The sequence below is a fragment of the Caulobacter sp. CCG-8 genome, from assembly GCF_037402475.1.
In the GTDB taxonomy this organism is placed as follows: domain Bacteria; phylum Pseudomonadota; class Alphaproteobacteria; order Caulobacterales; family Caulobacteraceae; genus Caulobacter.
In genome coordinates, this window is the sequence record NZ_JBBEUD010000031.1 from 1 (window position 1) to 13,088 (window position 13,088).

Sequence of the window (13,088 nt, forward strand, 5' to 3'; positions counted from 1 at the left end):
CCCCCCCCCCCCCCCCCCCCCCCCCCCCCCCCCCCCCCCCCCCCCCCCCCCCCACCCCCCCCACCCCCCCCCCCCCCCCCCCCCCCCCCCCCCCCCCCACCACCCCCCCCCCCCCCCCCCCCCCCCCCCCTTCTCTTTATTATCTGGCGGTCGGTATCAGCCCCGGCCGCGATACGGCGCCACGCCCTGGTCGGGCACCCACAGCCCTTCCGGCGCCGGACCGGTCTGCCAGAACACGTCGATGGGGATGCCGCCGCGCGGATACCAGTAGCCGCCGATGCGCAGCCAGCGCGGCTGGGCGATCTCGACGATCTTGCGGCCGATCTTGACCGTGCAGTCCTCGTGGAACGAGCCGTGGTTGCGGAAGCTGGTCAGATACAGCTTCAGCGACTTGCTCTCGATCAGCCAGTCGCCGGGCGCGTAGTCGATCACCAGGTGCGCGAAGTCGGGCTGGCCGGTCACCGGGCACAGCGAGGTGAATTCGGGGGCCACGAAGCGGGCCAGATAGGTCACGTCGCTCTGCGGGTTGGGCACGCGCTCGAGGACGGCCTGGTCGGGGCTGGCGGCGGGCTCCACCACCTGGCCCAGCTGGGTCACATGAAGTTCGGTCATGGCCGGTCATCTAGGCCCCGCGCCCCCGCGAGACAAGCGCGCGCGGTGTCGCTATCGTCGCGCCAAACAAGCGTTGGGACGAGGAAACACCATGAGCGGACGGGATTTCGACGGTTTCACGGTGGTGGTCACCGGCGCCTCCACGGGCCTGGGCCGGGCCATGGCGGTGGAGACCGCCCGGCGCGGCGCCGGCCTGGTGGTCGTCAACTTCGCCAGCAGCGCCGCCGAGGCCGAGGAGACCGCCCGGCTGGTCGAGGCCGAGGGCGCCAAGGCCGTCCTGGTCCGGGGCGACGTGGCCCAGGACGCCGACTGCCGCCGAATCGCCCAGGCCGCGGCGGGCACGGGCCGCATCGACGCGCTGTTCAACAACGCCGGGATCACCAAGTTCGCGCCCAACCACGCCGATCTCGACGCGGTCGACGCCGACGACTTCCTGCGCCTCTACGCGGTCAACGTTGTGGGCGCCTTCCAGATGGTCCGCGCCGCGCGCAGCCTGCTGGAGGCCGCGCCCCAGCCCGGGGCCGTGGTCAACACCGCCTCGATCGCCGGAGTGGTCGGCAACGGCTCGTCGGTGCCCTACGCCGCCTCCAAGGGGGCCCTGACCACCATGACCCTGTCGCTGGCCCGGGCCCTGGCGCCGCGCATCCGCGTCAACGCCGTCTGCCCCGGCTTCATCGACACGCCCTGGTTCGGCAAGGCCATGGACGCCGAGCGGGTCGACCGGCTGCGCGCCGGCGCGGCGGCCGCCACGCCGCTGAAGGTCGCCTCCACCGCCGAGGACATCGCGGGGTCCGCCGTGTTCCTGGCCTCGCCCGCATCAAAACACGTCACGGGCGAAACCCTGCTGGTGGACGCGGGCCTGCACCTGGGCGGCGCCAGCCTGACGATGCGCTGAGGCCGCAGGTAAAGCTCAAACAACCGCGTCCCCGACACTGTGGCGCCCCACGCCACTTCTGCAGCAAAATCGTCACACTTCGCTTATTCCTTGTGCTCGGGGCGCCGTTTCTGCTGGCGATTTAACCATCGCGATTGCAACTAGGGTGTAGTCCACGACTATTCCAGTTGTGCCACAACACGCTTGCAGGCGTCGCTGGACGGCGAAGGCTCCAAACCCTTCGGTCGGCAAAACGAAATAAGGGGATAGAACACATGAAGTTCATGAAACTGGCGCTGGTCGCCGCCGCCGCTTCGGTCGCCATGGGCGGCGCCGCGATGGCTGAAGAGCTGAAGCTCTCGTACAACGCCGGCATCGCCAGCAACTACATCTTCCGCGGCATCAGCAACACCAACACCAACGGCCAAGTCTTCGGCGGCGTCGACGCCACCTACGGCATCGGCTACGCGGGCGTCTGGGCCTCGAACGTCGACTTCGGCACCCCGAACCCCGACACCGAAATCGACCTGTACGCCGGCGTGCGTCCGACGGTCGGCCCGGCTTCGCTGGACTTCGGCGTCATCTACTACGGCTACGACAAGGACAAGAACGGCGCCCCGGGCTCGTTCAGCTACTTCGAAGTCAAGGCCGCGGGTTCGATCCCGGCCGGTCCGGCCACCGTCGGCGCCGCGCTGTACTACTCGCCGGAATTCCCGGGCAAGGGCGGCGAAGCCCTGTACTACGAGCTGAACGGCTCGATCCCGCTGGAAGAAAAGCTGACCCTGAGCGGCGCCGTTGGCCGTCAGGACGTCGACGCCGAGAACTACTTCGGCGGCCAGACGACCAGCTACGTGACCTGGAACGCCGGCGTCACCGCCGCGATCAACGATCACATCAGCGCCGACTTCCGCTACTCGGACACCAACAAGAGCGACTACGGCAAGATCTATCACGCGACGGTCACCGCCTCGCTGAAGGTCGCCTTCTAAGCCACGCGCTCCAGAAGTCAGGAACGGGCCGCCTCGACACTGTCGAGGCGGCCTTTTCTTTGGCCGGAGCCCCGCCCTAGGCCTTGGGCGCGGACGGCGGGCGCATGAACAGCGCCGCCACGAACACCACCGCCGTCAGGGCCGCGAACAGCTCGAAGGCCGGGGTGAACGAGCCGACGCGGTCGCGGATCGCGCCGCCGATGAACGGCCCGGCCGCCGACACCGCCCCGATCAGGCAGGTCAGGGAGAACAGCTCGACATTGTTGCGGCGGCCGAAATAGTTCAGCAGCAGCAGGCTGACGGCCAGCACGGTCAGGCCGAACCCGACGCCCACGCCTACCGCGTACAGCGTCAGCAGCAGCGGCGTCGTAGCCTGCGACAGGGCCAGCAGGCCGACCACCAGCAGTCCCTGGGCGAAGACCAGCAGCCAGCGCGGGTCCACCCGGTCGCCGATCGCGCCGCCGCCCAGGCGGGCGACCACCTGCATGCCGCCCTCCAGGCTGAGCATGCCCGCCGCCACCGCGCCGGCCACGCCCAGCTGGGTCAGGTGGGCCTGGGTCAGGCTGGCGGCGCTGATGCCGGCCAGCAGGTGGCTGAAATAGGCGGCCAGCAGCACGTAGAACTGCGGCGTGCGCACCGCGTCGCGGACGCTCCATTCGTGGTCGGTGTGATAGACGCCTGTCGGCGTGACGCCGGCTTTGGCCTCGGCGTCCAGCTCGCGGTCCAGCGCGGCGCCCGCCTGCTCCAGCCAGCGCGGCCCGCCCACCGCCACGGCGCACAGCAGGCCGACCAGGCCGACCGCCAGGGCCTGCAGGGCCCAGTAGAGCCGCCAGTCGTTGTGGGTCGCGGTGAGCGCGCTGACCACCATCCACGGCCCGGCCACCCCGCCCAGGGCGCCGAAGGTGAAGTAGATCCCGAACGGCAGGGCGCGTTCCTTGAAGATCGCCGACAGCACGTGGGTGCCGGGAATCAGGGCCGCCATCTGGAAGCCGATCCCGCACAGGGCCGTCCCGAAGAAGTAGATCGGCAGGGCGTGGACCCGCGACAGGCAGAACAGCCCGCCCGCCATCACCGCCACCCCGACCAGGATCGCGCCGCGCACGCCCATCCCGCGGATCAGCATGGCTGGCAACCAGGACGACAGGCCGGTGAAGACCCCCAGGATCGTGAAACCCAGGAAGGCGTGCTCCCAGCTCCAGCCCAGCTCCGGCACCATGGCCGGGATCACCACGCCCAGCGAGGAATAGGTCGCGGCGGTGATCAGGAACAGCAGCAGGCTGAAGACGGCGACCAGCAGCCAGGGCCGGAAGGCGCTCGCGGTCCGGGGAATCGACAGGTCGGTCATCAGAACGTCCGCTTCAGGGTCACGCGCCATTCCCGCCCCTTGCCGGGCAAGGCCCCGAGATTGGCATAGGTGTCGGCGTCGGGGGTGAAATAGAGCTTGTCGAACAGATTATCGACGTTGAGCTCGGCGGTGTACGGCCCGCGCGTCACATAGGCCGAGGCGTTGACCACGGCGTAGGCGGGATAGGTCACCGCGTCCTGCACCAGGCCTGAGGTCTTGGTCACGTGGGTGACGCCCAGGGTCGCCCCGGCCTGCCCCCAGTCGTGCCTGTCGCTGGTGTAGGCGCCGTACAGGCTGACCACCGACTTGGGGATCAGGGTGTAGTCGTAGTCGCCCGCCCGGCCCGCCAGGCTGCTGAACGTCCAGACCACATAGGAGCCGCCATAGCCCTGGGCGCCGGGCACGCCCGCCGTATAGGCCGGGATGTACTGGAACGAGTTGTCCGGCCCCTTCACCGTGGTGTGCTGGGCGTTGGCCGTGGCCGTGAAGCTGAGGTGCTCGGACGCCAGCCAGCGGACCTCCAGCTCCACGCCCTTGGCCCGCGTGCCCTGCACCACCGGCGTCAGGCCCGACAGCTGGGTGCGGTTCTGGCGATAGGCGGCCAGCGAGCCGACCAGGGTCCCCTTCAGCAGCTGGAACTTCACGCCGGCCTCGGCCAGGTCGCTGTCCGACAGCCACGAGCCGTCGGCGACCAGGTTCGGGGCCACCTCGCCCGCCTGGCTGACCTCGAGCGCCGAGGCCTTGGCGTAGCTGATGTAGGGCATCAGGCCGACCGGGGTCTGGTAGGTCAGGCTGGCGCTGTAGGTCCCCTTCCCCCGGCTGTCGGCCTGGCGGCCCGTGGGGGCGAAGGTCAGGAAGCCGGTGTCCTGGGCGGCGACGTCGTACCAGTCGTAGCGCCCGCCCAGGGTCAGGGTCAGGCGTTGGCCGAACTTGACGTCGCTGGTGAAGAACAGGCCCGTCTGGCTCCACGTGCCCCGGTTGTCGTTCTCCCATTCCAGCCCCTGGACACCGGCCGGCTCGGTGCTGAACGGGCTGTCGATGATGTCGTTGGGCTGGGCGCCGACCGAGAGGTCGCGGCGGTCAATGGCGATCAGGCCGCTGTTGAAGCTCTCGCGGCGGTGTCCCTCGAACTCCCGATAGCCGGCGCCGACGATGGTGGTCGTGCTGACCGATCCGAACTCGCGCTTGAACGCATAGCTGGCCCGCGCCTCCCAGACATGGCTGTCGAACCAGGCCGGATAGCCGTAGCTGACGAAGCGCTTGTTCTCCTGGTCGTCGTAGAACAGCTGCAGCTTCAGCACGCTGTCGTCGTCGAACCGCTTGGCCAGGTCGAAATAGAGGGTGTTGGTGCGGGTCTTGGAGAAGTCGGCGGCGCTGACATAGACCGTGCGCGGGTCCAGCTTAGTGGTCCCCACGCCGGTGTCCAGGGTGTGGTTGGCGTCGCTGGCGGGGAAGCCGTAGTACGGGATGTAGAGCGCGCTGCCGAACGGATAGGGGCCCACCTCGTTCGGGGTGATCCGGCCGTTGCCGTCGGCGTCGACCAGGCTGGTGTCGCGGCCGGTGATGTAGGTCTGGTGGTCGATCAGGTCCTGGGTCAGGCGGTTCCAGCCGGGCGTCTGGATGTCGCCGGTCGAGTGATAGACCATGCCGCCGAAGGCCGTGCTCCAGCCGTTGTTCAAGTCGAAGTCGGCCGAAATCTCGGCCAGCTGCCGCTTGGGGTGCAGGCCGCGATAGAAGCTCTTGGAATCATCCAGCTCGCCATAGGCGTAGATCCCGCCGTCGGCCGCGCCCAGCTTGACCGGCAGGGCGACCTGGCCGGTCAGGTTCTTCTTGTCGTAGGCGCCGAGCGTGGCGGTGATCTCGCCCTTGGGATCGGTCAGGAACCGGCCCTCGTCGCGCGCCGACTTGGGGATGAAGTTCAGCATGCCGCCGACCTTGCCCGAGCCGTAGATCGGGGCCGGCGGGCCGCGCACGATCTCGATCTGGGCCGCACCGCCGATGGGGGTGGAATAGGTGCCGCGGTTCTCGACCCGCTTGAAGCCGCGGAAGTAGTTCTCGGCCAGGGTGCCGCGGATATTGAGCGCGCCCGGCACGCCGTAGAAGCTGGCGGTGTAGGTCCCCGGCGAGACCGAGGTCAGGCCGTCGATGGTCTCGATGCCGTAGCGGGTCAGGGTGGTGTCGCTGACGAAGCTGGCCGAGCGCGGGGTCTCCAGCAGCGGCTTCTCCAGGCCGAACACGGTGGTGCTGGGCTGCTTCTCCAGAAGGCCGGCCTTGTCGCGCGCCTGGACGATCACCGCGTCGACGGCGTCGCCCCCCGCGATGTTCTGCGGCGCGTCCTCGCCCCCTTCGCGCGCGAAGGCCTGGCCCGACGCGAACACGCCGACAGCCATGGCGGAAGCGAGCAGATAGGCGCGGATCGGCATCTCGAAAGCTCCAGGCCCGCCGGGGGAGCGGCGGCGAAGCTAGCAAATGGGACCTTACGCAACGTTCGTCAAAACGTTATGTGAAATTTCAGAATGAAATATATTGGTGGCGCTGTTAGAGAAAGGCGCGTCCCGGGCCCGCGACTAACGCTTCAGTTTCGAGGAGATCAGGATTCCAAGGCTGGTCAGCGCGACCGCGCCACCGATCGTCGCCGCCACCCATCTTCCGCTGGGAAACAGGCCGTGAACGAAGAGCGTGAAGACCATACCCGCCGCGATGGCGGATCCCCAAAACATCGCCGCGCGCGTCGGGTTCATCGGCGCCGCCTACCCTTCGACCATCGGCCGAGTGGCTTCGGGCATGATGTTGAGCACGCGCATCATCGCCAGCTTGGCGCCTTCGACGTCGCCGCTGGCGATCACGTCGGCAACGGCCCGGTGCTGCTCGACGTCGGCGATCAGCTCGGCTTCGGTGGCCGCGCCGAACGAGAACACCCAGTAGCGGGCGGCCTTGTGCTGCAGGGGGATCAGGATGCGGGCCAGGGCCATGTTGCCGCCGGCGCGGGCCACGGCGGCGTGGAAGCGCTGGTCCATGGCCACCAGGGACGGCAGGTCGCGGTCGCGGGCCGCCCGTTCGCCGTCGTCGAAGGCCGCGCGGATCGCCTCGGCCTCGGCCTTACTGGCGTTGCGGGCCGCCAGGCCGGCGCAGTGCGGCTCGATCAGGGCCCGGGCCTCGTAGCCCTGGCGCAGCTCGACCAGGTCCAGCGGCGCCACCGTGGTGCCGGAGCGGGCGCGGCGGATCACCAGGCCTTCCAGGGCCAGGCGGCCCAGGGCGTCGCGCACGCCGGCCAGGCCCGCGTCGTAGCGCGCCGCCAGCGACTGCTCGTCCAGCCGCGCGCCGGGCGCCAGGCGGCCCAGGATCAGGTCCAGCAGGATGCGCTCGTAGACCTTGGCCTTCTGCAGGTCGGGCGACCAGTCCTCCAGGCCCGAGGACGAGCAGACGTCCAGCACCAGCATCCGGTCGCGGCCGCCCCCGGCCGAGGCGTCGTCAGGGGCCATGAACTGTCGCAAGGCGGGGCTCCGAAGGCAGTAAGCCCTGATATGTACGGTGAAATGTCAGGCCGCGCCAGGGCGGGCGCGCCCGTAAGGGCGCGCATCCTGAGATTGCCTAGAAGGCCGGCACCACCGCGCCGTGATACTTCTGCTCCATGAAGGCCTTCACCTCGGGCGAAGTCAGGGCCTTGGCCAGCTTCTGGACGCGCGGGTCGTCCTTGTTGTCGGGCCGGCCGACCAGATAGTTCACATAGGGGCTGTTCTTGTCCTCGATCAGCAGGGCGTCCTTGGCCGGGTCCAGCTTGGCGTCGAGGGCGTAGTTGGTGTTGATCACCGCCAGGTCCACCTGGTCCAGGGTGCGCGGCAGGGTCGCGCCCTCCAGCTCCTTGAACTTCAGGCCCTTGGGGTTGCTGGCGATGTCCTTGAGGCTCAGGCCGGCCTTGCCGAGGTCCAGCCCGATGACGTTGTTCTTGGCCAGCAGCCGCAGGGTGCGGTCCTCGGTCGAGGCGTCGTTGGGGATGGCCACCGTCGCGCCCTGGGGCAGCTCGGCGATCGACTTGTAGCGGTGCGAATAGGCGCCGATCGGCTCGATGTGCACGCCGATCACCGGCACCAGATTGGTGCCCTTGTCGCGATTGAAGGTCTCCAGGTACGGCAGGGTCTCGAAATAGGAGACGTCCATGCGCTTCTCGGCGACCTGGATGTTGGGCTGGACGTAGTCGTTGAAGACCTTGACCTCGATCTTCAGCCCCTGCGCCGCCAGCTTCGGCTTGATGAACTCCAGCACCTCGGCGTGCGGGATGGCCGTGGCGGCGACCGTCAGGGTGTCGCCGGCGCTGGCGGCGGGCTTCTTGGCGCACGCGGCGAGCGACAGGACGGCGAGGCTGACGAGAAGGGCGCGGCGGGCGACCATGAACGGCTCCGTAAAGGCGATTAGACGGGTCGGGTATTGCCCGTTTCCGACTGGACCGGGAAATCAGTTTTCCTGAACCGGGGCGCAGAGTCTTGGATCATTTCACGATCGCGCCTTGACCCGACCCGCGAACAGGTCGCCTGGATGGGGATGGCCCGAGAAACCGTCTACATCGTCCAAGCCTACAAGGCCGGCCGCGGCAAGGGGCTGAAGGCCGAGCAGCAGGTCGGCTGCAAGGACGCCGAGGAAGCCCGCCGCAAGGCCGAGCGCCTGGCCCCGCTGCGCGAGGGCGTCGTGGCCTTCGCCGCCTCGGCCGACGTCGAGCTGGGCGACTATGACGAGAACCCGGTGATCCTGTTCAAGGCCGGCCGGCTGCCGTTCCCGTTCGACCAGGCCTAGGGCCTATTCCTCGTCGTTCGCCGGCTCTTCCGGCCCGGCGATCGTCCAGCTGGACAGGAAGTCGGGGTTCTCGACGCTCTCGCCGCCGGTCAGCGGATAGAGGCCCGGCTCGGCGGGGCGGATGTTCGAGGTCTGGGGCGGCAGGGTCGTGGTGTCGCCGTCCTGCGGACCCAGCAGGTCGAGCAGGACGCCCTCCTCCGCGTCGGCGGTGATCACCACGCCGTAGAAGGCCTCGCGGCCCTCCACCTCGCCCTCGGCGTCGAGGAAGGTCAGGTTCACCAGCATGGTCTTGCCGACCAGGCCCTGGGCGAAGCCCTCGTCCCAGTGTTCGGGCGGCGGGGCGGAGAGGATGGGGATGTCGTCGGTCATGGGATCGTCCTAGCGGTGCGAGACGCGGCGCACCACCGCGTCGCCGACCATCTGCAGCGCCTGGACCAGCACCAGCAGCAGCACCACGGTCACCACCATCACGTCGGTCTGGAAGCGCTGGTAACCGAAGCGGATGGCCAGGTCGCCCAGGCCGCCCGCGCCCACCACGCCGGCCATGGCGGTGTAGGACACCAGGGCGATGGCGGTGACGGTGGCCGCGGCGATCAGGCCCGGCATGGCTTCCGGCAGCAGGGCGCCCAGCACCACCTGCCGCCGCTTGGCGCCCATGGCGAAGCTGGCCTCGATCACGCCCTTGTCCACTTCGCGCAGGGCCGTCTCGACCAGGCGGGCGAAGAACGGCGCGGCGCCGGCCACCAGCGGCGGGATCGCTCCGGCCACGCCCAGCGAGGTGCCGACCAGGGCCACGGTCAGGGGGATCATCACGATCAGCAGGATCACGAACGGCACCGAGCGCAGGATGTTGATCACCAGCGACAGCACGCCGTTGGCGACGCGGTTCTGCAGCATCTGGCCCTTGCCGGTCAGGAACAGGATCACGCCCAGCGGCAGGCCCAGCACCACGGTCAGGGCCATGGAGCCGCCCAGCATCGACAGGGTGTCGAGCGTCGCCTGGCCGATCTCCGACCAGTCGATGTTGTCCATGAAGCCGCTCATCGGCCGGCCTCCCCGACCAGGTCCACCCGGACGCCGTCGGCCTGGAACCGCCGGATCGCCGCCTCGACGTCGCCGCCGGTCAGGGACAGGGTCAGCTGGCCGTAGGGCGTCTCGCGCAGGCGGTGGATGCGGCCGCCCAGGATCGAGTAGTCGACGCCGGTCTCGCGGGCCACCGCGCCCAGGATCGGCTTGTAGGTGGCCTCGCCCTTGAAGGTCAGGCGCACCACGCGGCCGCCGACGACGGCCCCCTCGCCCGGCTCGCCTTCCGCCTCGGTGACGAACCGCCGGGCCGTGGCGCTGGCCGGATGCAGGAACACCTGCTCGACCGGGCCGCTCTCGACCACCCGGCCGCCCTCCAGCACCGCCACCCGGTCGCAGACGCGGCGGACCACGTCCATCTCGTGGGTGATCAGCACGATGGTCAGGCCCAGCTCGCGGTTGAGGTTGGAGATCAGCTCCAGGATCTGTTCGGTGGTCTCGGGATCCAGCGCGCTGGTGGCCTCGTCGCACAGCAGCACCTTGGGGCCGGTCGCCAGGGCGCGGGCGATGCCGACGCGCTGCTTCTGGCCGCCCGACAGCTGGGCCGGATACTTGTTCGCGAAGTCGCTCAGCCCCACCCGCGCCAGCAGCTCGGCGGTGCGCGCCTTGACCTCGGCGTCGGGCTTGCCGGCCAGCTTCAGCGGGAAGGCGACGTTGCCGGCCACGGTCTTGGACGACAGCAGGTTGAAGTGCTGGAAGATCATCCCGACCCGACGACGCAGGGACCGCAGCCCTTCGACGCCCAGGGCCGCCACGTCGTCGCCGTCGACCACGACCTTGCCGCCCGACGGCTTCTCCAGGCCGTTGATCAACCGGATCAGGGTGGACTTGCCCGCGCCCGAGGCGCCGATCACGCCGAACACCTCGCCGGGCGCGACCGACAGGTCGACCCCGCTCAGAGCGGCGCGCCCATCGTCTTTGGCGCCGCCCCCGGCATAGGTCTTGGAGACGTCTTGGAAGGTGATCACGATCGGGCCCGGGCGTTATGGAGCCGCTGCATTTAGGCGCTGCCGCTCCATTTGGCGAGAGGCGAGCCCGTCAGGGCCGCTTCACCACCGCCCCGCCCTTCATCACGAACACCGGCCGCTCCAGCGTCGTGACGTCGGTCAGGGGGTCGTCGTCCACCGCGATCAGGTCGCCGTAGCGGCCCACGGCCACCTGGCCGACGTCCTTCTCGCGGCCCAGCGCCTGGGAGGCGGTGATCGTCGCGGCCTGGATCGCCTGCAGGGGCGTGGCGCCATAGCGGACCATCACGGCGAACTGCTTGGCGTTGGTCCCGTGCGGATAGACCCCGGCGTCGGTGCCGAAGATCATCTTCACCCCGGCCTTCAGGGCCTTGCGGAAGTTCTCGCGCTGCAGCTCGCCGATGTCGCGGTCCTTGCGCAGGTTGTCCTCCAGCACGCCGTTCCGGGCGCCCTCGGCCTGGGTGTAGTCGGTGTTGTAGATGTCCATCGAGAAGTAGGCGCCCTTCTGGACGGCCAGCTTGATGCCCTCGTCGTCGACCAGGCTGGCGTGCTCGATGGTGTCGACGCCGGCGCGGATGGCGTCCTTGATCCCCGCCGCGCCGTGGGCGTGGGCGGCGACCTTCAGCCCGGCCATGTGGGCCTCGTCGACGATGGCGGTCATCTCGGCCAGGGTCAGCTGCTGCTGGCCCGGCTCGTCGCCGTGCGAGAACACCCCGCCCGTCGCGCAGATCTTGATCACCTGGGCGCCGTACTTCTTCAGCGTGCGCACCACCTTGCGGCCCTCGTCGGGGCTGTCGACGTTGTAGGGGCTCTTCTGGTCCATCGACGGCGGGAAGAAGGTCGAGTCGCAGTGGCCGCCCGTGGCGCCGATGGCGTAGGTGGCCGTGACGATGCGCGGCCCGTCCACATAGCCTCCGTCGATCGCCTCGCGCAGGCCCACGTCGTCGAACCGGTCCGAGCCGACGTTGCGGATGGTGGTGAAGCCCGCCTCCAGGGTCTTCTTGGCGTTGGCGGTCTGGACCACGCTCCAGAAGGCGTCGCTGAATTCCAGGCTGTTGTAGCCGCCGATCTCGGCCACGGCGCTGATGTGGGTGTGCATGTCGATCAGGCCGGGCAGCAGGGTCGCGCCCGGCAGGTCGGTCACCACCGCGCCCAGCGGCGTGGCGTCGCCCGCCTTGCCCACCGCGGTGATCCGACCGTCGATGATCACCACCTGCGGATTGTCGACATACTTGCCGGTGGCCACGTCCAGCAGCCGCGCGGCGCGCACCACCTTGATGTCGGCCGCCTGGGCCACAGTGGGGGCCAGCGGCGCGACGGCCGCCGCCGCGATGAAGGCCAGAGCGGCCAGTTGACGCTGCATGATCACTTATCCCCGTCCCCGCCCTCTTTCCGGGCGATCCAGAACGGCGACGCTATCACGCGCCGAAGGGACGTCGAGCCGTAACGGCCACGTTTCGCGCCCGTGCCAAGAACGAGGGCGCCCGCGAAGGCCGCGCTCGCCCTTGGCGGGACTCTCCCCCCAGCCTATACGGGCAGGACCAGCGCGGGCGTGGCGAAACTGGTAGACGCAGCGGACTTAAAATCCGTCAGCCGCAAGGCTATGCCGGTTCGACCCCGGCCGCCCGCACCACCTCTCCTATTCGACGACCGGAACGTCCAAGGCTCCACCGACGGCGAAGCCGTGCGCTTCGGTCCGGTTCGCCTTGCCGGCCGCCACGCGCGCGGAGGGGTTGGGCCGGGGCTCGGCCACCTTGCGCAGGGTGTTGCGGTCGACATGGCGGAAGGGCGCGGTGCGGCCGCGGACCTGCAGCATGGTGGTGGAGACGTACGACCAGCCGCCGTCGGCGTCGAACTTCACGTCCAGCTCGTAGGAATCGGTCCGGAACGCCCACTCCAGGAAGTCGGTCGAGCAGATGCCGTAGCCCGGCCCGCCGCGATCCGCCCTTACGATCAGGCCCGAGCCGTCCGGCGCGGCCTGGCCCTTGGCCAGGGCCGTCTGGCCGCGCGGGATCGCCAGGGTCTGCATGATCAGCCCCGTCGCGGGCTCCCACAGCCAGTAGCCGACCTGGTCGTGGAAGGTCGTGTCCTCGTCCGAGGCGACGATGTGGACGTGGTAGCGCAGGCCGTAGAGCAGTTGGGGTCCGTTGGCCTGGGGATCGATCGGCTGCATCTCGATGCGCTCGAGATAGTCGCGCCGCTCCGGCCCCTCGGCCTTGGGGTTCAGGTCGACGCCCTTGCGGCCTTCCCACACGCCGGCCAGCCGCCGCAGCGGACCCAGATTGGCCAGGGTGTCGGGATCCACATCTTCCGGCTCGGTGAAGATGTCGTCGGGGAAGTCGTGCATCGGGTTCGGTTCTCGCGCGCGCCGCCGTGTCCGTCACGGCCAAGCATCCTCGGAGCCGAAATCCCATCGACGGGCGCCGAGGTCA

At 69.5% G+C, this 13,088-nt stretch carries 14 protein-coding genes and 1 tRNA gene; 4 read left to right on the forward strand and 11 right to left on the reverse strand.

The features are described 5' to 3' along the window. Positions 1-156: 156 nt before the first annotated feature. Positions 157-612 (reverse strand): preQ(1) synthase, encoded by a 456-nt coding sequence (gene queF, locus WAE60_RS22270; RefSeq protein ID WP_029907399.1) that lies wholly within the window; start codon positions 610-612, stop codon positions 157-159. 91 nt (positions 613-703) lie between these two features. Between queF and WAE60_RS22275 the strand changes: the two genes are divergently transcribed. Both WAE60_RS22275 and WAE60_RS22280 read left to right on the forward strand, forming a co-directional pair. Beyond that, positions 704-1,507 (forward strand): SDR family NAD(P)-dependent oxidoreductase, encoded by an 804-nt coding sequence (locus WAE60_RS22275; protein ID WP_337688879.1) that lies wholly within the window; start codon positions 704-706, stop codon positions 1,505-1,507. A gap of 254 nt (positions 1,508-1,761) precedes the next feature. Next, a complete protein-coding gene (locus tag WAE60_RS22280; RefSeq protein WP_029907401.1) occupies positions 1,762-2,475 on the forward strand; it encodes a TorF family putative porin in 714 nt (237 codons plus the stop codon). Positions 2,476-2,551: 76 nt separating this feature from the next. On the opposite strand, the gene WAE60_RS22285 is transcribed toward WAE60_RS22280, so the two are convergent. The 5 genes from WAE60_RS22285 to WAE60_RS22305 all read right to left on the reverse strand — a co-directional run bounded on the left by WAE60_RS22285 (position 2,552) and on the right by WAE60_RS22305 (position 8,209). After that, positions 2,552-3,820: an MFS transporter gene (locus WAE60_RS22285; protein WP_337688882.1), complete on the reverse strand. Its 1,269-nt coding sequence runs from the start codon at positions 3,818-3,820 to the stop codon at positions 2,552-2,554. Beyond that, the gene (locus WAE60_RS22290; protein ID WP_337688884.1) at positions 3,820-6,243 is read right to left on the reverse strand and encodes a TonB-dependent receptor; all 2,424 of its coding nucleotides are present in this window, start codon (positions 6,241-6,243) and stop codon (positions 3,820-3,822) included. The genes WAE60_RS22285 and WAE60_RS22290 overlap by 1 nt, the downstream gene beginning before the upstream one ends. Positions 6,244-6,387: 144 nt before the next feature. After that, on the reverse strand, positions 6,388-6,561 hold the full coding sequence (locus tag WAE60_RS22295; protein ID WP_337688886.1) for a hypothetical protein: 174 nt from the start codon (positions 6,559-6,561) through the stop codon (positions 6,388-6,390). Between the two features lie 9 nt (positions 6,562-6,570). Next, positions 6,571-7,302, reverse strand: a complete 732-nt coding sequence (locus tag WAE60_RS22300) for a GntR family transcriptional regulator (protein ID WP_035018122.1) — start codon at positions 7,300-7,302, stop codon at positions 6,571-6,573. Between the two features lie 109 nt (positions 7,303-7,411). Next, a complete protein-coding gene (locus WAE60_RS22305; protein ID WP_337688888.1) occupies positions 7,412-8,209 on the reverse strand; it encodes a MetQ/NlpA family ABC transporter substrate-binding protein in 798 nt (265 codons plus the stop codon). Between the two features lie 150 nt (positions 8,210-8,359). On the opposite strand from WAE60_RS22305, the gene WAE60_RS22310 reads away from it, so the two are divergent. Beyond that, a complete protein-coding gene (locus WAE60_RS22310) occupies positions 8,360-8,608 on the forward strand; it encodes a hypothetical protein (protein WP_029907406.1) in 249 nt (82 codons plus the stop codon). A 3-nt stretch (positions 8,609-8,611) separates the two neighbouring features. Here WAE60_RS22310 and WAE60_RS22315 read toward each other — a convergent pair whose 3' ends face one another. From WAE60_RS22315 to WAE60_RS22330, 4 genes are all read right to left on the reverse strand, one after another. After that, positions 8,612-8,977, reverse strand: coding sequence for a hypothetical protein (locus tag WAE60_RS22315; protein ID WP_337688890.1), 366 nt, complete (start codon positions 8,975-8,977; stop codon positions 8,612-8,614). Positions 8,978-8,986: 9 nt separating this feature from the next. Continuing rightward, positions 8,987-9,652, reverse strand: a complete 666-nt coding sequence (locus tag WAE60_RS22320; RefSeq protein ID WP_029907408.1) for a methionine ABC transporter permease — start codon at positions 9,650-9,652, stop codon at positions 8,987-8,989. After that, positions 9,649-10,659, reverse strand: coding sequence for a methionine ABC transporter ATP-binding protein (locus tag WAE60_RS22325; RefSeq protein ID WP_337688892.1), 1,011 nt, complete (start codon positions 10,657-10,659; stop codon positions 9,649-9,651). The genes WAE60_RS22320 and WAE60_RS22325 overlap by 4 nt, the downstream gene beginning before the upstream one ends. A gap of 70 nt (positions 10,660-10,729) precedes the next feature. Continuing rightward, entirely contained in the window at positions 10,730-12,019 is a 1,290-nt protein-coding gene (locus WAE60_RS22330; protein ID WP_337688894.1) for an amidohydrolase family protein, read from the reverse strand. A 183-nt stretch (positions 12,020-12,202) separates the two neighbouring features. On the opposite strand from WAE60_RS22330, the gene WAE60_RS22335 reads away from it, so the two are divergent. After that, positions 12,203-12,289, forward strand: a tRNA-Leu gene (locus tag WAE60_RS22335). Between the two features lie 6 nt (positions 12,290-12,295). Here WAE60_RS22335 and WAE60_RS22340 read toward each other — a convergent pair. Beyond that, positions 12,296-13,003 (reverse strand): heme-binding beta-barrel domain-containing protein, encoded by a 708-nt coding sequence (locus WAE60_RS22340; RefSeq protein ID WP_337688896.1) that lies wholly within the window; start codon positions 13,001-13,003, stop codon positions 12,296-12,298. Positions 13,004-13,088 lie beyond the last annotated feature (85 nt).